The sequence below is a fragment of the Paenibacillus sp. FSL K6-1122 genome, from assembly GCF_037977015.1.
GTDB lineage: Bacteria > Bacillota > Bacilli > Paenibacillales > Paenibacillaceae > Paenibacillus > Paenibacillus amylolyticus.
This window is the reverse complement of the sequence record NZ_CP150272.1, coordinates 1,689,513-1,709,134: the sequence shown is the minus strand read 5'-3', so window position 1 is coordinate 1,709,134 and position 19,622 is coordinate 1,689,513. Positions and strand designations below refer to the sequence as shown.

The window sequence follows — 19,622 nt, the reverse complement described above, 5'->3', positions numbered from 1 at the left end:
TCGCCTCCTCGGTTTAGGCAACCATGTTGACCGTGTACCCACCTCCATACGACATCGAGTTCATACTAGAAGTGGAGTACCCGTACATCATTGGCTGCATGGATGGAGACGGCAAAGCCTGCTGCAAAATCGTGCCCGCCACAGCCATCGGATCATCAGTCTGATTCAGGCACAGATCAATAATTCGAGCTGTATCTCCATTACGAAATGCCAGCAGATAGCTGCGCAGTTCCTCCCGATTGTCCTCGACTGCGCCTTCCTCATACTGAAATTCTGTGTCCGATTGTTCCAACCTGTGCCTCACTTCAGCTATGGCAGAGCGGGCTCGACTTAACGCTGCTTTCACAGCACCTTCTGTCGTATCGAGCATTTCCGCAGTCTCTGCCGCCTTATAACCCATTAATTCACGTAATACATATATCACTCGCTGCCACGGTGGTAGCTTATCTACAAGAAGTTGAACGGCAGACTCCAATTCCTCGGATCGCCTTTCCTCCTCCATCTCGTGCAGGAGCGGCTTCAAGCTATCCAGTTTATAAGCCAATCTCTCTCGCTGACGTAAGATATCAATCCAGCTGTTGCGTGCAATACGAATCAGATAAGCTTCCCAGTTTATATCTTTATTCATCCCGGAAGTTCCAACCACTCTCGACGACAACACTTTGAGACAGGTCTCTTGAACCAGATCCTCCGTGTCTGGAACTGATTTCGTCAGAGATAGACAATACGCATACAACGAACCCATCAGATCGGGTAGTACGGTATGGATGCTTGGGTTCAATTGATTTTTTCTGTCGTTTCCATTTAATTCAATATCGAATTTATCTTGTTTACCATCATCATGTGGTCTGTTGATTCTGCAATCCACGGACTTCACAAAGGCCATCTTGGGGGCCCCCCTTTGCTGGTTCCTGATTGATTTTGACTTACACTATGTAAACGAAGAACCCCTTGTAAAGGATACGCTCTTCTGAATTTATTTTTGTTACGCTAGTTAAGTTGAGTTACGCATTCGTTTCCAGCTTTAATGTTCCAAGCGGCACCTTCATCCCGGTAAGGGCAATCGTAATACCTTGATCCAGATTATAATTCTGCCGTACATCGACGTCATGAGACATATGTGTAAAATATGTATGACCTGGCTTCAGTTCCCGCAGCAGCTCCTGCGCCTCACGCATATCGTACACGGAACGTGTTGAGAATTCCGCAAGCTCATGCACAAAGCTTGTTCCAAGCACCAACAGATCCAGTCCGTGCAAAGGCTCTTTCTCGGCATCCTTCAGGTCAATAGCGTCTGAACAATACGCCCAGCTATACCCGTCTCGATCCAGTCGATAGGCGTACGAATACCCGTTATGTCCATGGCATACTTTCCAGGAATGTACCTTCCAGCCGCCTAGTTCAATATCATCATCCGTTTCCAGAAAGTCCATATGACGACCCAACCAAGGAAACTGTCCCTGAATGGTGGCAATCACTTCGCGTGGTGCATACAAACGCCCCTTCACACCCAACCACCGGCATGCATCCGCCCATTCCGGCAATCCTCCAATATGGTCAAAATGGGCATGAGTGATGAGCAGCGTATGCACCATGCGCAATCCCTGATCCTCCATCTGTGATCTCCAGTCTGGTCCGCAGTCAATCATGAACTGTTCACCCGCACCGTGCCCACCACCGTCAATCAGAACAGAAGAGCGTTTCCGTTTATTCTCCCCCGTAAGCCTTGCCTCTGTACATACTTCGCAATCACAATACACACGTGGAACGCCCATCGCATCGCCAGTGCCCAGAAATGTTAGCTGATTCAATCCGCATTCCCCCTGAATTAATGATATGTAGATTGTAATCTTCCACCTCCGTTTTTGCAAAAAAAAGACCATCCCGCTGCAGTTATCCACTGCAATTCGGGACAGTCTGTGGTCTGACACTTCACCGTCAGACTTTAATTCCATGCTTCGCTCCATTCGGTTGCGTACGCTTCGTCAGCATGTGATGCAACCTTATAAGCGGGGCATCCGCATGAAGATCACGCCTTACCTTTTAAACAGGCCACGACCGATTAATTCGAGTCACATCCACTCCGCGCTGGAACTATACCAGTGCCCGCAGCTTCAACGTCAGTTCCTGACCCGCAGGTACATCCTTCGAATCCGTAATGACCCAGTTCGATGCAAGCCGCTTCGCCAGTACCTCTGCCTGCTCCGGTTTCAACTGTAATCCGGTGATGATTCCTTCACCCACTGTGAAGTCTTTCTCGGGCTGTACCTTGAAGGCTTTCTCCAACCAGATTCCAAGTCCACCACGCGTGTTAAAGGTAATCCGGTAGCCATCTTTTACTGCTGCCTCCAGATTTTCACCATGCTCATCCGCATACGAGAAAAATTCGTTATATCGGTATTCCTCTTCAGACACGGCGTCAAAAGCGGAAACGTCTTTCGCTTGAATAGCTTTTAAAATTTCTTCCTCAGTCATCCCCTTACCGCGGGCCTGCTCCAGTCGAATTGCTGTACTTTGGGATAATTTGATCTCTGCACTCATCCAACTCACACCTTCCTGCTAGTACTATGTAACAATCATGATTCAGTATACCTCTATTATAACCTTTTGGCAGTAAAAAACCTCCATCTCTACTTCCATTGAAATGAAGGTTTAGTATCTACATGCTCGCTTACCTATTCGATTACATCAGCAATACTCATAATCCAGCGAGCACTTGATACCACACGCCGCGTTTGGAGTACAACGTACTGCGTACCTCGTCCCATCCACCCAGATAGTTGATATCAAATAGTCCTTCTGGCGTTGGGAATGTCGACTCCGTCTGTGCAAATACATCCGGATCTACTGAACGAAAACCATGCTTGGCAAAAATGCGCTGCGCTTCTGGTGTACGCAGATATGCGACAAAGGCTTCTGCCAGTTCGCGATTTCCATGTTTATCGGCATACTTATTCACCACAACTGCCGGGTTCTCAATCAGGATCGTATTTTTTGGAATGACGATGTCATAATCTACACCTTTGGCGATCCGGGCAAGCAATTCATTTTCATACGTGACGATGACATCACCCACACCATATTCGAATGCCGCCATCGAAGAACGCCCACTCTTGTCCAATGATTCAACGTTACGATGTACCTGTTCGAGAAAAGTCTTGGCTGCGGCAGGATCTTTCTTCCCCTTTTGCTCCTCCGACAGTTTCAATCCGGCACCATAAATGGCATTAATGTCCCATTGTGCGCCTCCGGATGTCTTTGGATTGGGGTACAGTACCTTCACTCCTGGCTTGGTTAAGTCCTGAAAATCACGAATACCGAGCGGGTTGCCCGCTCTTGTGCCCAGAACAACAATTGAACGGGTGATCATGCCCTCATTAGGGGTCTGTTTCCAATCAGAGCTAACCAGATCGGCTTTGACCAACTTCTCGATATCACTCTCCATCGCGAGCAAGGCTACATCAGCCTCGAATCCACCAACGATGGCTCTTGCCTGTGTGCCCGAAGCTTCATAGGATTCTTGAAAGTTAATCGTCTGTCCGGTTTTTGCCTTCCACTCCTCTTGGAACTTGGGTAGCAATTCGCCTACAGCATCTTTCGCTACACTATAAGCACCAATCACCAGCGTATTGGATGAATCGTTACCAGAGGGCTCGTTCTGTTCGCTTGACTCCTCCTGCTTGCTGCATCCAGCGGTCATGCAGACGAGCAGAAGCATGAGGGCAACATATAAGAGTATGGCTTTCTTCTTCCTCGTCTGCATGGGCAGCCCCTTTCTTCCACTTGATACTAAATCATCACCGGCATCGGATCTTCCTTCAGTCGGTTCTCAACCACCCAACTGTTGGAGTCATTGAACAGGTATGCACGGTGTACAAGGACGCGAATTTGTTGACCGATCTCCAATGTCGTTTTCTCCAGGGAACGATATGTGATTAACTTATGACCCTGTACATCCACCTCTACCATCCATTCACTGCCGCGGAAATGAAGATGTTTGACTGTACCTTTTTCCGTTGCAGACAACATGGTAAATTCGTTTTTCAAGCCGATTTCAATATACTCCGGTCGAATCAGCGCTTTGGTATGTTCCCCCTCGACGGCATGTTCGAATCCTTTCAACTGGGAGGCATCCTCCACAACCGTAGACTCCCCGATAAATGTAGCCACAAACGGTGTCTGCGGGTTTTTGTAGATATCCCAAGGTGTACCCTTCTGTTCGAGACGACCTTGGCTGATAATCATGATTTCGTCCGCCACTTCAATCGCTTCATCCTGGTCATGCGTTACAAATATCGAAGTAATCCCTACCCGTTCAATCAACTCACGCAACCATGAACGCAGTTCCTGACGGATCTTAGCATCAATGGCCGCGAACGGTTCGTCCAGCAATAATAGCTGGGGCTCCGGGGCGAGTGCTCTGGCAAAAGCAACACGCTGACGCTGCCCACCAGACAACTGATGTGGATAGCGCTGTTCGAAACCTTTTAACCCGGTCAGTTCAACAAGTTCCATAACCCGATCACGAATCTGGGCTTTTGGTGTCTTCTTAACCTTGAGTCCAAAGGCGATATTCTCAAATACCGTCATATGTTTGAACAAGGCATAGTTCTGGAATACAAATCCGATGCCCCGCTCCTGTGGAGGCAGATGGTTCACCACTTTTCCATGAAAGCGAATCTCTCCAGAACCCGGATTCTCCAGACCCGCAAGCATCCGTAGAATGGACGTTTTCCCGCCTCCGCTGGGTCCAAGCAGACCGATCAGATGGCCTTTGGCAATATCGAATGAGACATCTTTTACCGCATGAAAATCACCGAAATGTTTGTTCAGATCACGGACTTCTACATGCATATCAATGCACTTCCTTTCGCTTCTTGGCCCATTCCATCATAAGCAGCAGCCCGACGGAGAAGGTGACCAGCACCAATGCCACACCATTTGCGGCAGCCACATTAAAATTCTCAACATCCTGGTACACCAGGGTTGTTGCGGTCTGCGTTTTGTTCATAATATTACCGGATACCACCAGCACTGCACCGAATTCCCCAAGCGAGCGCGCAACCGTCAAGACTAGACCATACACTACCGCCCAGCGGATCGAAGGCCATGTCACACTCCAGAACGTTCTCCAGCCGTAAGCGCCAAGTGTAGATGCGGCCTCCTCTTGCTGGGAACCGAGTTCCTGCAGGACAGGCATAACCTCTCTGACCATCAGTGGAAAGGTAACAAATAACGTTGCGATCACCATACCCGGGAAGGCATAGACCACATTGAATCCAATCCCTTCAAAAAAAGCACCCATAATGCTGTTAGGTCCCAACATCAACACAATCATCAAACCGCCAATGACAGGAGATACGGCATAAGGCAGGTCTACAATGCTGTTTAGCAGCCCTTTTATCCGTTCACTCAGCCATCCGGCACGAACCAGATAAAGAGCCATCATGATGCCAAACAATGTATTTAACAGGGTGACCACCAGAACCACCAGTCCGGTCATCATCAAGGCATGTAACGCCTCAGGACGCATTAACCCTTTCAGGAATCCACCTGCCCCGTCTTCAAATGCGCCAATAAAAATGCGTCCAAGCGGGATGATCAGCAGTACAATAAATACCACAAACGTCAGTCCGATTAACAGTCGTCTCATCGTCTTCTCCCCCGCATCTGCACCAGATTGATCAGCCAGAGGATCAGGAAGGAGAGCGTCAGGAGCAACACGGATACCGCAGCGGCTCCCGTTGGATTATCACTTTCAATCTCCCCGTAGATAAATACGGAAGCAGTCAGTGTTCTGCCCGGAATGTTACCAGCCACCAGCACAACAGCCCCGAATTCAGCCAGTCCTCTAGAGAAAGCCAACATCCCCCCACTGATCATGCCAGGTGCCATGGAAGGCAAAATAACCTGCATGAACGTGCGAGCCTTGGATGCCCCCATCGTGTACGAGGCCTCTTCCTCGGAAGGATCGATTTCTTCCAGCAAAGGCTGCACTGCACGGATAACAAACGGAAACGTGACAAAGGTCATCGCGATAACAATGGCGGGCTGGTGAAATACAATCTCAAATCCCATGGATTCTGCCAGTTTCCCGATGGCACTGACCGGACCCAAAAGTAGCATAATCATCAAGCCGCCCACCGCTGTTGGCAGTGCAAACGGGAGATCAACCAGACTATTGAGAAACGATCGGCCCACAAAGCGATACCTTGTCAACACCCAGGCGATCATCGTGCCCAAAACCACATTAATCAGCGTGGCAATGACGGCCAGCCGAATGGTCAGCAGTACGGCTTTCCACGCGATGGGGTCCATAATGCTCTGAACAAAGTTGCTCCATCCTTCAGAGAAGGAATTGACGTACACACCGATGATTGGAAGTACAATAAGTACGATAAAATATAACAATACGGTACTGCGGAATCCCCAAGTCCATCCCTTATGACGAAGAACGGTATTCATTGCTGCGTTCCCTCCCAGCCTCCGGCTTTAGCTCCGGTCGGCAGTCTTCCTGGCTTTAATACGACATTTTTCCTAAGTTGGATGATATTACTTTAATATTATTCCCATTAGTCTACTTGGTTTTGCTTTTCTGATACTTTACCAGTTTGCAGTGCTAATCGTCAATGCTTTTATTGAATATAATTGGGCCTCATATGAGAACGATTAATAAAAATCGTACTGTACACTGCGCGGCCAGAACAACCTTCCGATCACTGTTATCCCGAGATTTCTTTCATCCCCTTTTTTAAGGGGAAATCCGGTGATAAAGGCGAAGCTTATGCTTCCGAAGCAGCTTTCCTACAGAAAGCTTTTAGCTTCCGCTTCTTCAGGTTATTTCTGACCTCTCCGTTATTGTGCGATTCACATATCCGTCTTCATATGTGGTTTGTTTGGTATGTAGTGGTTAAGGTACAATCGAGGGTAAGAAATGAGATCCTAAGGAGTGATTTAACATGTTATACAAGAAGAATATATCCACTTCCACACGAGATGAAATGAAGGATATCACATGGGACGTAAAGCAGGTTGTCCAGAGTAGCGGGGTGCAGAATGGGACGGTGCTCATCTACTGTCCACATACGACGGCAGGTATTGCCATCAACGAAAATGCTGACCCGGATGTGAAACACGATGTATTGTTACGCCTTGACGAAGTGTACCCTTGGGAGCATCCCGAGTATCGACATGCCGAAGGTAATACAGCCTCTCACCTCAAATCGATCACAACAGGGCCGTCACAGACGGTAATTATTCACGAAGGCAGGCTGCTGCTTGGCCGCTGGCAAGGCATTTACTTTTGCGAATTCGATGGACCACGTGAGCGGGAGTATTTTCTCAAAATCATGGAAGGTTAGTTGGGTCCAATAGGCCTGCCACCAACTCGTTCATTTTTTGCAAACACAAACAGGCGGTCCACCCTCATTCCGGGTCGGAGCCGCCTGACTTGGTCTGCTGCGTTTACTAACTTTCGCGAGACAACGTTATAAAGAATTAAAGTTATGACAAATCACCGCCCTGAAGTGTAGGGGTGCAACAACAGCGCCATTATTGGTCGCCAGGCTGCTGACCCAGATTGCGGCACAGCACTTTGACATGAGACAGCGCAGACGATTCAATCTCCACAAACGTTAAACGGTCCTGAATGTAATAAGAAATGAATCCGTGCATAGCCAAAAATAGCGTACGCGGTACCCTTTGAATATCCTCTTCCGTACAGTTCGCTTCATTCATATACTGTCTTATAATCGATGCAAACAATTCGAAGCAACGTCCCTGTTCGGTACGACAATAAGACAACAGTTCTTCGTCCCTGATCATAAACATAATTTCGTATTGGTATGGATTCTCCAGACCAAAGCGAATAAACTCCATCATAATGTGCTCTACCTTGCTCACATCATCACGAACCGGCCTGACCATGGCTTGCAGCAGCAAATGCCCTAGATGATTAAAATCTTCAACCACGATGGCATAGAACAGCTCTGCCTTTTCCTTAAAGTGATAATACAGCGACCCATGACTATAGCCCAGATGCTGGCCGATGCTTCGCATCGAAATGGCGCGGTATCCTTTGGTAATAAAAAGGTGCCTCGCCGCCTCCAGTATCCGCTCCCTCGACAACTCCTGTTCGACTGCTCTTCTAGCCATATATTTTATTCCCCTTCAATAAAATAAAGCCGCTGTCCCTCCGTGATCCGGGATTGCCCTTGCGTCAAATCCGTGATCCAGGCTATAAAAGCCTCGGTTTCACTATCCGGCGGAAGACAAGTCAACGTAACCTTATCGGTGAATCCAGTTTCACCTGTACGGACTTCCCGGCTTCTTAACTCATTTTCCACTTTACCCAGCCACGTATAATCCAGTTCAACAAACACTTCACGATGTAGCACGTTGGTAATGGCTTCTCCGGCTTCAATGGCTGCTACAGCTCCATCCGTATAAGCACGAATTAACCCGCCAGCTCCAAGCATAATTCCCCCGAAGTATCGCGTAACCACAATTGCCACATTTTTTAATTTCTGATTTTTGATCACTTCAAGAATGGGTTTCCCTGCTGTTCCGCTGGGTTCACCGTCATCGGATTGCTTCTGGATCTCGTCCCGCTCCCCAATCATGTATGCAGAGCAGTTATGAGTTGCATTCCAATGTTTTTTCTTGATCTCATCGATGAAGGCAACAGCCTCTTCTTCTGTCGTGACCGGCATAATATGACCGATAAATCGCGACTTCTTGATTACAATTTCCAGATTGCCCGGTCCTCGAACCGTGCGATAACGTTCAATCATCCTAAATCCAACTTTCTGATCTTTTCCTGAGTCCATTTTACAAGAAAGCAGTTCACCGCGCGAACGCGGACGAACTGCCCTGGTTATCTACATCCGAGAACCCTGCCTCTTACACGAACAGTGATTCCCGGTTAGATTTACATTACCTTATTCAACTATATGAGCAGGCCGATGAATTATTCTGAAAGTCTCGCTTCGAGCGCTGCTTTCTCTTCTTCAAAGCCTGGTTTGCCCAGCAATGCGAACATATTTTTCTTGTAAGCTTCCACGCCTGGTTGGTCAAATGGATTGACGCCCAGCAGGTAGCCACTGATACCGCATGCTTTTTCAAAGAAGTATACCAGATATCCGAAAGAATATGGAGTCATATCTGGAATGTTCACAATCAGGTTTGGTACTTGACCATCCGTATGTGCAAGCAGTGTTCCTTGGAACGCTTTTTTGTTAACAAAGTCCATAGTTTTTCCTTCAAGGAAGTTCAAACCATCCAGATCGTCCGGATCGGATTTGATTGAGATATGCTCAGCAACTTCAGTAACCTGGATAACAGTTTCGAAGATATTCCGGCTACCTTCCTGGATGAATTGACCCATGGAGTGCAAGTCTGTAGAGAAATCAACGGATGCAGGATAGATCCCTTTGTAGTCTTTACCTTCACTCTCTCCAAACAGTTGTTTCCACCACTCGGATACGAAGTGCAGAGATGGCTCATAGTTTACAAGGATCTCAGTGCCTTTGCCTTTGCGATACAATGCGTTACGAACAGCAGCATATTGATATGCTTCATTCTCAGCTACGTTCGGGTTGCTGTATTCTTTGGATGCGTCAGCCGCACCTTGCATCATTTCTTCGATGCTGATACCAGCTGCTGCGATTGGCAGCAAACCTACAGCTGTCAGAACGGAGTAACGTCCACCTACATCATCCGGGATAATGAAAGATTCGTATCCTTCTGCATTTGCCAGTTCTTTCAATGCACCGCGCGCTTTGTCTGTTGTAGCATAGATGCGTTTGCGAGCTTCTTCTTTACCATATTTCTCTTCCAGTGCTGCACGGAAGATACGGAAAGCAATTGCTGGCTCTGTTGTTGTACCGGATTTGGAGATGACGTTAACGGAGAAATCTTTACCTTCAACCAGATCCAGCAAATGAGTTACATATGTGGAACTGATATTGTTTCCTGCAAAATAGATTTCAGGCGTTTTGCGTTTGTCTTTTGGCAAATTGTTATAGAAAGAGTGAGTCAGCATTTCGATCGCTGCACGTGCACCCAGGTATGATCCACCGATACCGATAACGATGAGTACTTCGGAGTCGCTTTGGATTTTGGCAGCCGCTTTTTGAATGCGAGCAAACTCTTCTTTGTCATAAGCCGTTGGCAGATCAATCCAGCCCAGATAATCGGAGCCTGTTCCTGTTCCGTTGTGAAGCTGCTCGTGAGCCAGACGAATCGGTTCTGCGAAATAATCCACTTCGTGCTGATTTACAAATTGCAATGCCGTGCTATAGTCAAATGTCACTTTTTTTGCCATGATCTCAAAAACCTCCTGATTTCGATTATAGTGCGTGTTCAAACTTTGTAATCAAAAGCGGACTTTTTGAACAACCTCTTATATTATGTCCGTATTCCATTCTAAACAACTTGCCTTAAGGATACTTCAAATCCACGGGGCTGACAAGCTTGCAGCTCGAACTTTGTCGTTAGAATTCAAGAAGCAAAAAGGGTAAACCGAATCCGCGGGTTGCGGTTCTGCTTACCCTTCTTATGTTATTCCGCCGGGTACGAGCAGACGTAGTCAGTAACGCTGCGTATCTCCAGTTTAAATTTGGATTCGGCAGGCACGTGGAACGTAGCTTGACCTTGAATCTCTTGCCACTCTTCTTCTCCGGGAAGCAATACTTTCAGATCTCCAGACAGAATCTCCATAATTTCACGGGAATCCGTACCGAACTCATAACTGCCTGGAAGCATGATGCCCAGAGTCACTTTGCTGCCATCCCCCAAAATAACCGTTCTGCTGGTTACCTGACCATCATAATAAATGTTGGCCTCTTTCACTACACTGACTTGATCGAATTGTGACATGCGTACCCGCTCCCCTGAAGTTAATGAAAACAAAAGGCAAAACAGATCAGGGCGATAACGAATCACCGCCCATCTCTGCGGAAATAACTTACTGCCATGGATCAGGACAGCATGATGCTCTCCCAACCATAACAGCGCTTATGAAGCTATTACAGCAATGCTTTTACGCGGCTAACCACGTTATCCACTGTAAAGCCGTATTCTTGGATAACACGGTCGCCAGGCGCGGAAGCACCAAATGTGCTGATTCCGAGAATGTCACCTTGATCGCCAACATATTTCTCCCAGCCCATTGGATAAGCCATTTCGATTGCAAGACGAGCTTTAACATCCGGAAGAAGAACGGACTCTTTATAAGCTTTGTCTTGTTTCTCGAACAGATCCCAGCTTGGCATGCTGATTACGCGAACTTGGATGCCTTGTTCTGCAAGTGCTGCTTGAGCTTTAACAGCCAATTGCACTTCAGAACCTGTAGCGATAATTTGTGCTACCGCTTTGCCATCTTTTGCATCAGAGACAACATAAGCACCACGTTTCACGTTCTCACGGGAGCCTTCTACTGTTCCTTCCAGAATCGGTAGGTTTTGACGAGTGAGTACGAGTGCAACCGGGTTGCTCTTGTTCTCAAGCGCGTAAGCCCAAGCAGCCGAAGTTTCATTACCATCAGCCGGACGAATAACCGTCAGGTTAGGAATGATACGCAGGGATGCCAATTGCTCGATCGGTTCGTGCGTAGGACCGTCTTCACCAACAGCGATACTGTCGTGAGTCAGAACATACGTTACAGGCAATCCCATCAGGGCAGCCAGACGAACAGCTGGACGCAGGTAATCGGTAAATACGAAGAACGTACCTCCGAATACTTTCACACCGCTGTGCAGTGCCATACCGTTCATTGCTCCAGCCATACCGAATTCACGGATACCGAAGTAGATGTTACGGCCGGAGTAATCTTCAGGTGTGAAGTTCTCCAGGTTGTTCAAGTGAGTCATTGTGGAGCTTTCCAAGTCAGCAGATCCACCTGTCAGTTGTGGCACGTTGTGCGCCAGACCGTTCAGAGCGTTACCGGATGCTACACGAGTGGAAAGAGCTTTGTCTGTTGCTGCATATTTAGGAAGATCACGGTCCCAACCTTCTGGAAGGTCGCCGTTAATCGCTGTTTCGAATTGAGCTGCCAGCTCAGGGAAAGCTTTTTTGTACTCGGCAAATTTCTCATCCCAAGCTTTGTTAGCAGAGATACCACGATCTTTCACTTGTGCAAAGTGATCGCGAACTTCAGCTGGTACGTGGAAGTTTTCTTCGTAAACCCATTTGTAATACTCTTTAGTCAATTTGGCTTCGTCTGCACCCAGTGGAGATCCGTGAGTACCGCCGTGGCCGCCTTTACCTTGTTTGTTCGGGCTACCATAACCAATAACCGTTTTAACTTCGATCAGTGTAGGACGCAGTGTATCTGCTTGACCTTCCTGAATTGCTTTTTCGATTGCAGGCAGATCGTTACCATCTTCAACGCGCAGCACTTGCCAGCCATAAGCTTCAAAACGCTTCGCGATGCTTTCGGAAGAAGACAGATCCAATTTACCATCCAACGTGATGTCATTGGAGTCGAACAACATGATCAGTTTGCCCAGGTGCAAACGTCCAGCCAGGGAAGCTGATTCATGAGATACGCCTTCCATCAAGTCGCCATCACCACAGATTGCGTAAGTGTAGTGGTCAACTACGTTGAATTTGTCTTTATTGTATGTTGCGCCCAGTTGAGCTTCAGCCATCGCCATACCTACAGCCATTGCAATACCTTGACCCAGTGGGCCGGTTGTTGCATCAACACCTGCAGTATGTCCGAATTCCGGGTGACCCGGAGTTTTGCTTCCCCATTGACGGAACTGTTTCAGTTCTTCCATTGGAAGATCATATCCGCTCAGGTGCAGCAAGCTGTACAGCAACATGGAGCCATGTCCTGCAGACAGGACAAAACGGTCCCGGTTAACCCAAGTTGGGTGGTCCGGGTTATGAGTCATCGTTTTTGCAAAAAGTTGGTACCCCATTGGAGCGGAGCCCATCGGCATACCCGGATGTCCGGAATTTGCCTTCTCAATTGCATCAATCGCCAAAGTACGTACGGTAGTAATCGACAGGTTGTCGATTGTAGTGTTCTCGTCCTTTTGAATCGCTTCGTTCTTGTCAGTCATGGTTTGTCCTCCTCATGTCTTTAGATAAGTCGGGTGCGCAAGCGAATCCCTCTCATCATACAAGCAAACCGAATTTCACAATAAGTGAATCCGCTTGAGTGTTTCATTTTGACTTATTCACTTTTGTATTGTATCACTTGGCGTGAAGCTTTTCCATAACCTTCTTTTAGAAGTTCGTGAAAAATTGGTGGTTTGTGATGAATAATCCTTGGCCTATCAAGCAAAAATCGCACTGTACAAGGTACTAAATTCCAAAAACAGACTTAAGGAGCCTCGCAAATCCATCGCATGAAGTATAACCTTTAACCTGAAAACCATGCATTTTTTAGATATTCATCCTCAATTCACATATAATGTTCCTTAATATGGATTACAAAATTCGGGCTGTGGTTTACTTTTTTCAGATGTACACGCGTCAATCATAGGAGGTCTCGATCATGCCAGATCCTGCTGCTCACCCATCAACATCGGCAAAACACTCATTACCCTGGATATCCGGTATTTTAACGGGAATTCTCTCGGGAGTTGTCCTGGGATTTTTCCTCAAAATGATTCAGGCCATCACAGGTGAAAAAGTATATACTCTGCTGCTGAATATTGATTTTGTGCCTGGTCTTCCGCCAACCTTACCCGAATTCATTGAATTTTCTCTGCATCTAATCGTGTCCGTTGTCATCGGTATCTTCTATCTGTGGTGGGTAAGGCATTCAGGCCGCCCTATGATCAAAGGAATTTTACTTGGTGCGGTCTCGTCCTTGCTCTATATCCCACTCTCTCAAATGTCATCACGTGTGCCAGACCTATACGATGTGTCCGCCATCCTCTACTGGATTGTTGGACATCTGCTGTTTGGTATTGTGCTTGGCTTGTGCGGAAAGTATATCAACACAACAAAAAAAGCGACTCCCGCTTCGTAAACGAATTGGGGTCGCTTTATTGTTAGTCTATTACGTGGTTCCGAATCAACCTTGCACAGTATTAAAGCGTGAGCTTAAAATACAACGGTTTTATTTTCGTGAACAAGCACGCGGTCTTCGACATGCCATTTCACGGCACGTGCGAGCACAACACGCTCAATGGTACGTCCAATACGCTTCAGCTCGGTTACATCGTCCCCGTGGCTTACACGCTGCACATCCTGTTCAATAATCGGGCCGCCATCCAGTTCTTCCGTAACATAGTGCGCTGTCGCACCGATTATTTTGACACCGCGGTTGTACGCCTGCGCATACGGTTTACCACCCACGAAGGCTGGCAGGAACGAATGGTGAATATTAATGATTCGATTGCGGTAATGCTCAATGAACATCGGAGAGATAATCTGCATGTAACGAGCCAGAATGATCACATCCACATCGTTGCCGATGACGTCCAGTTGGCGCTGTTCCGCTTCTTTTTTCGTATCTGCTGTAACTGGGATATGATGATATGGAATGCCAAATGATTCTACATAGTCCTTCATGTCCAGATGGTTGCTGACCACAAGAGCAATATCAGCATCCAGATCGCCTGCCTGCCATTGCCACAACAATTCAACCAGACAGTGATCTTCTTTGGATACAAAGATAGCCAGTTTCTTCTTGCGGCTAACCGCAGATAACGTCCATTCCATCCGGAAACGGCTTGCTACTTCTGCAAAATCAGCTTCCAGTTTCGGTAAATTGACCAACAATTGCGGAAGATCAAACTCAATTCGCATAAAGAACATGCCGCCAGCAGGGTCCATTGTATACTGGTCCGACTGAACAATGTTTGCACCATGCTGGTGCAGGAAGTGAGAGACGGCAGCTACAATTCCTGGACCATCCGGACAGGAAATAAGCATGCGCGCACGATCGGCGCGGTTTTTAGAATCAGGGCGTACTTGTTTAGCGTGGATCTCCATCGGGTTATTCTTCCTCCTTCAATTAAGCCATGACCTGCGGGATTAACCCGCAAGCCATGCAATCAAGCGATGATTCAGTTGTTCTTCATTCAAATGCGGGAACAAAGCAGCTTCAGTCACCATGTCATAGAGGCGTTCCAGCGGTTCGCGCGGATCTGCCTTTTTGGCTTTGGCATCATTTTTGAGCAACGTCCACACATCCAGAATATACGAACGAGACTCAATCTCTTTACCTTTGAAAAAGTGTTGCAACTGTTCTACTTCTGTCAGGAAATCCTGGCCGAATCGACCGGCAACATCCCCACGAAGCAGCGCAATCTCCACCTCATACATTGGACGCTGTGTCTTGGCCTCTTTACCAATCCAAGGTGTCTCTAGAATAAATGGACGTCCTTGAAGCTTCTCATGGTTGACGATGTGGTTAATCGCTTCAAACCCGATCCAGCCAGAGCCAATTGGTGTATGACGGTCCTTATGCGCACCCACAGCATTCTTACTATCATTAATATGCATTACGGCAATGCGGTCAAGTCCTACCGTACGATCGAATTGTTCCAGTACACCGTCAAAATCATTAACGATATCATATCCGGCATCATGAATGTGACATGTATCCATACACACAGTCAGGCGCTCGTTATATGTTACTTTCTCGATAATCTGAGCGATCTCTTCGAAACTGCGACCCATCTCCGTACCTTTGCCAGCCATGGTCTCCAGAGCGATGTTCACATCCGTGTCTTTCACACCCTCCAGCACTTCATTCAATCCTTCTGCGATCCGTCCGATCCCATAGTGGGCATCTTTGTCTGTAAATGCGCCGGGATGTAATACGATGTTCTTCACACCAATAGCATATGTCCGACGAATCTCTTCCTGAAGGAAATCTACAGCCAGTCTAAACGTATTATCTTTGTATGAGCCAAGATTAACAATGTACGGTGCATGGACAACGATATCTTCCATTCCACCCTCTTGCATGGCAACCTTGCCTTCTTCAATATACATGGACTCAATTGGCTTGCGACGTGTATTCTGTGGTGCACCCGTATATATCATAAACGAACTGGAACCGTACGAGGACGCTTCCTTCGTTGCACTCAATAATCCCTTGTCCGAAAAGGACACGTGGGAGCCGATTTTCAGCATTATTGATCCCCCTTATTCTGAATTATCCCTTATTCTAACGCGATTATCGAAATAAATCTAGAAATGCGCTATAATTCGGGATAGAGGCTATTTTTGACAGCTAATATGTGGAACATGGGTAGGCGGAATCCGTCTTTCCGTGAAAATCAATGAACCGAGGTGACTCCGCAATGATTTTCGACTCCTACGCGATAATACTGAACAGCTATTCCCCCAGCAATTGGTTTATGAATACGATCGCATTCTGGACTTTTTTATTGCTAGGCAGCATGTGTATCGGTGGATTTTTCATGATGCGCAAGTTTTTGAAAGTGCTACCAAAAGCAGACGGAAAGTCCAAACTGGATTGGCAGAATTATTGGGTTGAAGCCAGCCGTCACTTATGGACAGATGAAGCCAAAGCTTTTTTGGATCAACTAGTGGAGCCTGTGCCCGGGCCATTTCGTGACATCGCCAAACATTCCATTGCTGCAGAGATCGGTAAGATTGCAGTCGAAGACAATGCCACGGAAGTATCGAGAGATCATTGCATCAAAGGATACATTATTGCCACACCGAAGCGGGATAATAAGTTTTTGGTGAAATTTCTGGAGAAAAACAAAATCGATTATTCCCCTTATCAACATTTGATTAAATAAAATAAAAGATGAGTTAAGTGGCATATAGATTTGGTTAATTAGATACAGATATGCTCCGTCAGGTAAGTTGTTCCCAACAGGCATTGCTTACCGTACGGGGCTGTTTGTCGATCCAACGGTATGTATCAGCGCAGTGAAATTACAGAGAGGATGTTTGATATGAAAATTGCCATTTGTGGAGGTACCGGATTTGTAGGAGGAGCACTTGTAGATTACTGGTTGCAAGCCGGGCACCATGTGAAAGTTATTACACGAAAACTGCCTGACTTGCATAATCCAAGTAAAAATCTTACATATATATCGTGGGAACAAGTCGAAGAACAACCTCACTTGTTGGAAGGTATGGACGCTCTCGTTAACCTTGCCGGAGAAACGCTGAATCAACGATGGACAACCAAGGCGAAGCTGGAGATTGTTGAATCCAGAGTCACGACCGTAGCGCGGGTAGCCCGATTGGTAGAATCCCTGGAACAAAAGCCGGAAGTCGTCGTTCAGGCTTCTGCCATGGCCATCTATGGAACCTCTCCTAACGAAACCTTTGACGAGAGCAGTCCGCAAAAATCAATGAATTTCCCGTCCCGGGTCTCGGAACAATGGGAAGTTGCTGCAGATGCAATCAAAAATGTAAGACTCGTTAAAATCCGGGTAAGTCTGGTGCTTGGACATAAAAGAGGTGCTTTTCCATTGATGAAACTTCCTTATATGCTGGGTGTTGGTGGCAAGATCGGCAGTGGCAAGCAATGGACCAGCTGGATTCACATTATGGATATCGTAAGACTCATTGATTTTAGCATTCAAAATAAACAAGTGTCAGGTCCGGTCAATGCTTCCTCACCAAATCCTGTTACCAATGATGAATTCGGTCGTACGGTCGGTAAAGTGTATCATCGCCCTCACTGGTTCCCCGTACCCAGCTTCCTGATTAAAACCTTGGTTGGAGAACTATCCGTTGTCGTGCTTCAAGGGCAGAGAGTCATTCCGCAAAAAGCTCTCGACCACGGATTCCAGTTCACCTTCCCAACCTTAACCCAGGCACTGGAAGATCTGAAGCACCGCGGCTTATCTGACTGATTGAACTATGTCTTATCCAACCGACCGATAAGTGTAGACTGACTCCGCAAGTGTAAATGTATCTCCATCCGCCAATGGATACTCCTTATACGGAGCAAGAATATTGCCCTGAAGAATGGTTCCATTGACGGAACCCAGATCCTTAATCACATAGCCCGATTTGTTCCGGCTCAATTCCACATGAGCACGGGACACCCCGGTCGCTGTGTCCACCCACTGAACCATGTCTGCTGATCTTCCGATGACAAAAGATGCTCCTTGCACATCCATCCGTTCATGTTGGTCACTGCTTCCCGATCTTCGTTCAAGATAATAAGACGCCATCACCGGGCCTGCCCCTGTAACATTACTTCCACTCAGATTCTGCAAATTCACGGTTGCCTCTGCAACTGCATCCTGTCGAATTAGCTCTGAAGTTGAAGCTACCGTTTCCACATGGCGTTGAACGAACGGTGGTTCGGAGTGTTCAGATGCCATATGCAAATTTTGAAAACGGGAATGCTCGCTACCACCTTCTGAGGCAGATGCAACCGTTTGGTTTATGCTTTCCACTGGCCTTTCAGCTGCATTCCAGCGCCAACTCTCCTGAAATTGCTCCTCTTCATCATCCGTCTGCTTACCTTTGTTCTTACCTAAATTGAATGAAAAAGACCGCTTATTCTCTGAGGCATTATGAGGGCTTCCCTTACGCTTCCACGTCCATCCTGCTGCACCAAGCAAGCCAAGGCTGAGTACCATACACAGGATCATCTGCGTCTGTCCCGGTTGCTCCATGTAAATAAATCTCCATACCAATGCCATGGCAACCATACAGCCCAATATGATATAAGTTACTTTGGAAGATCCGGGCTTTTCCTCCACTTCCATATCAACACGCTCTAGCGAATCATACGAGTTACTTCCTTTCTTATCCATATCGTTTGAACTCTCTAATGGAACTTGCTCAGGTGAGCGCCTGCCTGGAAAGGTTCGAGATCTCACCGGAATGTCTTCAACCTCGAATTCACTTGTTTTCTGCGGCTGACGGAAATTTAGTTGCGGCCCCACAGGAGCATTTTGAACGGGAGCACCAAGTTGATATGGCCGAGAAGTACCAGTGGCTAGCCTGCTATCTCGCTCAGAAATCGACGAATGAAAATCACCTCTTGGATCATTGAGTGTTTCCGAAGTTCTGGACGAGAGAAATGCTGCGCCTCCTCCATTCTCTTGCTCGTCAGCGTATAATTCCAACAGAAGCTCTCGCAACTGTCTGATATCCCAGCGTTCGTTGTCACATAACTGCAGAACACGCTGAATACCTTCTCCCTGCAGTTCCTGTACATGTGCCATCAGCCTGATCACCAGCTCACGAAATTGCTGAGGCGTTGGATCAACTTCAACCGTATCCATGATTGGTACATATACCATCCCAAGCTCACCCTGTTCAAATGAACCGTTAATGAACAAGTACTCTTCCTGGATCAATAATTTACGGGGCTCCAACATATACTGTCGGCATTCCGTGAAGGCATCGGCTAGTTGGAACAACAAACCATACAGAACACGCAATTTGATTTTTCTTGACTTTAACATCTGGGACAACATCTTGTACCCTGATATGTCGTACTGCAAAGTTACATCTCGATCGACTTCCCGAATATGAACAGGAAGAAGTCGCGGAATCTGATTGGAGGACAACATCCCCATCTGTACACGGCTCAATTCCTCCATTCGTAACCCGTCTGCTTTCTCCAAAACCATGAACGCTCCGCCGTTACGAATAAAATCTCTCGTTAGTCCATACATGCCAATCCTCTCTTTCCATTGTTA

The 19,622-nt window shown here is 47.0% G+C and carries 19 protein-coding genes; 4 read left to right on the top strand and 15 right to left on the bottom strand.

All coding sequences use genetic code 11. The features are described 5' to 3' along the window. Nucleotides 1-13: 13 nt before the first annotated feature. The 7 genes from NSQ20_RS07510 to cysT all read right to left on the bottom strand — a co-directional run bounded on the left by NSQ20_RS07510 (nt 14) and on the right by cysT (nt 6,465). Nucleotides 14-886: an RNA polymerase sigma factor gene (locus NSQ20_RS07510; RefSeq protein WP_083677312.1), complete on the bottom strand. Its 873-nt coding sequence runs from the start codon at nt 884-886 to the stop codon at nt 14-16. Nucleotides 887-1,004: 118 nt separating this feature from the next. Continuing rightward, entirely contained in the window at nt 1,005-1,811 is an 807-nt protein-coding gene (locus NSQ20_RS07505; RefSeq protein ID WP_339197960.1) for an MBL fold metallo-hydrolase, read from the bottom strand. Between the two features lie 283 nt (nt 1,812-2,094). Continuing rightward, nucleotides 2,095-2,541 (bottom strand): hypothetical protein, encoded by a 447-nt coding sequence (locus tag NSQ20_RS07500; RefSeq protein ID WP_338708050.1) that lies wholly within the window; start codon nt 2,539-2,541, stop codon nt 2,095-2,097. Between the two features lie 157 nt (nt 2,542-2,698). Next, nucleotides 2,699-3,763, bottom strand: a complete 1,065-nt coding sequence (locus NSQ20_RS07495; protein ID WP_338708049.1) for a sulfate ABC transporter substrate-binding protein — start codon at nt 3,761-3,763, stop codon at nt 2,699-2,701. Nucleotides 3,764-3,789: 26 nt separating this feature from the next. Then, a complete protein-coding gene (cysA, locus tag NSQ20_RS07490) occupies nt 3,790-4,854 on the bottom strand; it encodes a sulfate ABC transporter ATP-binding protein (protein WP_036610770.1) in 1,065 nt (354 codons plus the stop codon). Between the two features lies 1 nt (nt 4,855). After that, a complete protein-coding gene (locus NSQ20_RS07485) occupies nt 4,856-5,653 on the bottom strand; it encodes a sulfate ABC transporter permease subunit (protein WP_036669105.1) in 798 nt (265 codons plus the stop codon). Further along, nucleotides 5,650-6,465, bottom strand: coding sequence for a sulfate ABC transporter permease subunit CysT (gene cysT, locus NSQ20_RS07480; protein ID WP_017689978.1), 816 nt, complete (start codon nt 6,463-6,465; stop codon nt 5,650-5,652). The genes NSQ20_RS07485 and cysT overlap by 4 nt, the downstream gene beginning before the upstream one ends. A 494-nt stretch (nt 6,466-6,959) precedes the next feature. Here cysT and NSQ20_RS07475 point away from each other — a divergent pair, with 494 nt between their 5' ends. Continuing rightward, nucleotides 6,960-7,361, top strand: coding sequence for a secondary thiamine-phosphate synthase enzyme YjbQ (locus NSQ20_RS07475; RefSeq protein ID WP_036669103.1), 402 nt, complete (start codon nt 6,960-6,962; stop codon nt 7,359-7,361). Between the two features lie 190 nt (nt 7,362-7,551). On the opposite strand, the gene NSQ20_RS07470 is transcribed toward NSQ20_RS07475, so the two are convergent. From NSQ20_RS07470 to tkt, 5 genes are all read right to left on the bottom strand, one after another. Next, nucleotides 7,552-8,154, bottom strand: coding sequence for a TetR/AcrR family transcriptional regulator (locus tag NSQ20_RS07470; RefSeq protein WP_036669101.1), 603 nt, complete (start codon nt 8,152-8,154; stop codon nt 7,552-7,554). Between the two features lie 5 nt (nt 8,155-8,159). Next, nucleotides 8,160-8,792 (bottom strand): YigZ family protein, encoded by a 633-nt coding sequence (locus tag NSQ20_RS07465; RefSeq protein ID WP_036669098.1) that lies wholly within the window; start codon nt 8,790-8,792, stop codon nt 8,160-8,162. A gap of 176 nt (nt 8,793-8,968) precedes the next feature. Further along, the gene (locus tag NSQ20_RS07460) at nt 8,969-10,324 is read right to left on the bottom strand and encodes a glucose-6-phosphate isomerase (RefSeq protein ID WP_017689982.1); all 1,356 of its coding nucleotides are present in this window, start codon (nt 10,322-10,324) and stop codon (nt 8,969-8,971) included. Nucleotides 10,325-10,560: 236 nt separating this feature from the next. Then, complete coding sequence (locus NSQ20_RS07455; protein WP_017689983.1) at nt 10,561-10,878, bottom strand: pyrimidine/purine nucleoside phosphorylase; 318 nt, start codon at nt 10,876-10,878, stop codon at nt 10,561-10,563. 149 nt (nt 10,879-11,027) lie between these two features. Continuing rightward, nucleotides 11,028-13,070 (bottom strand): transketolase, encoded by a 2,043-nt coding sequence (gene tkt / locus NSQ20_RS07450; protein ID WP_036610788.1) that lies wholly within the window; start codon nt 13,068-13,070, stop codon nt 11,028-11,030. Nucleotides 13,071-13,507: 437 nt separating this feature from the next. On the opposite strand from tkt, the gene NSQ20_RS07445 reads away from it, so the two are divergent. Next, a complete protein-coding gene (locus NSQ20_RS07445) occupies nt 13,508-13,987 on the top strand; it encodes a hypothetical protein (protein ID WP_051449626.1) in 480 nt (159 codons plus the stop codon). Between the two features lie 74 nt (nt 13,988-14,061). Here NSQ20_RS07445 and purU read toward each other — a convergent pair whose 3' ends face one another. Further along, nucleotides 14,062-14,955 (bottom strand): formyltetrahydrofolate deformylase, encoded by an 894-nt coding sequence (gene purU, locus NSQ20_RS07440; protein ID WP_282319034.1) that lies wholly within the window; start codon nt 14,953-14,955, stop codon nt 14,062-14,064. 42 nt (nt 14,956-14,997) lie between these two features. Continuing rightward, a complete protein-coding gene (locus tag NSQ20_RS07435) occupies nt 14,998-16,104 on the bottom strand; it encodes a deoxyribonuclease IV (protein WP_340032193.1) in 1,107 nt (368 codons plus the stop codon). A gap of 170 nt (nt 16,105-16,274) precedes the next feature. Here NSQ20_RS07435 and NSQ20_RS07430 point away from each other — a divergent pair, with 170 nt between their 5' ends. Together NSQ20_RS07430 and NSQ20_RS07425 are read left to right on the top strand one after the other, a co-directional pair. Next, complete coding sequence (locus NSQ20_RS07430) at nt 16,275-16,742, top strand: DUF2621 domain-containing protein (RefSeq protein WP_036610792.1); 468 nt, start codon at nt 16,275-16,277, stop codon at nt 16,740-16,742. 159 nt (nt 16,743-16,901) lie between these two features. Further along, the gene (locus tag NSQ20_RS07425; RefSeq protein WP_036610794.1) at nt 16,902-17,813 is read left to right on the top strand and encodes a TIGR01777 family oxidoreductase; all 912 of its coding nucleotides are present in this window, start codon (nt 16,902-16,904) and stop codon (nt 17,811-17,813) included. 12 nt (nt 17,814-17,825) lie between these two features. Here NSQ20_RS07425 and NSQ20_RS07420 read toward each other — a convergent pair whose 3' ends face one another. Then, a complete protein-coding gene (locus tag NSQ20_RS07420; RefSeq protein ID WP_340032192.1) occupies nt 17,826-19,598 on the bottom strand; it encodes a DUF6382 domain-containing protein in 1,773 nt (590 codons plus the stop codon). Nucleotides 19,599-19,622: the final 24 nt, after the last annotated feature.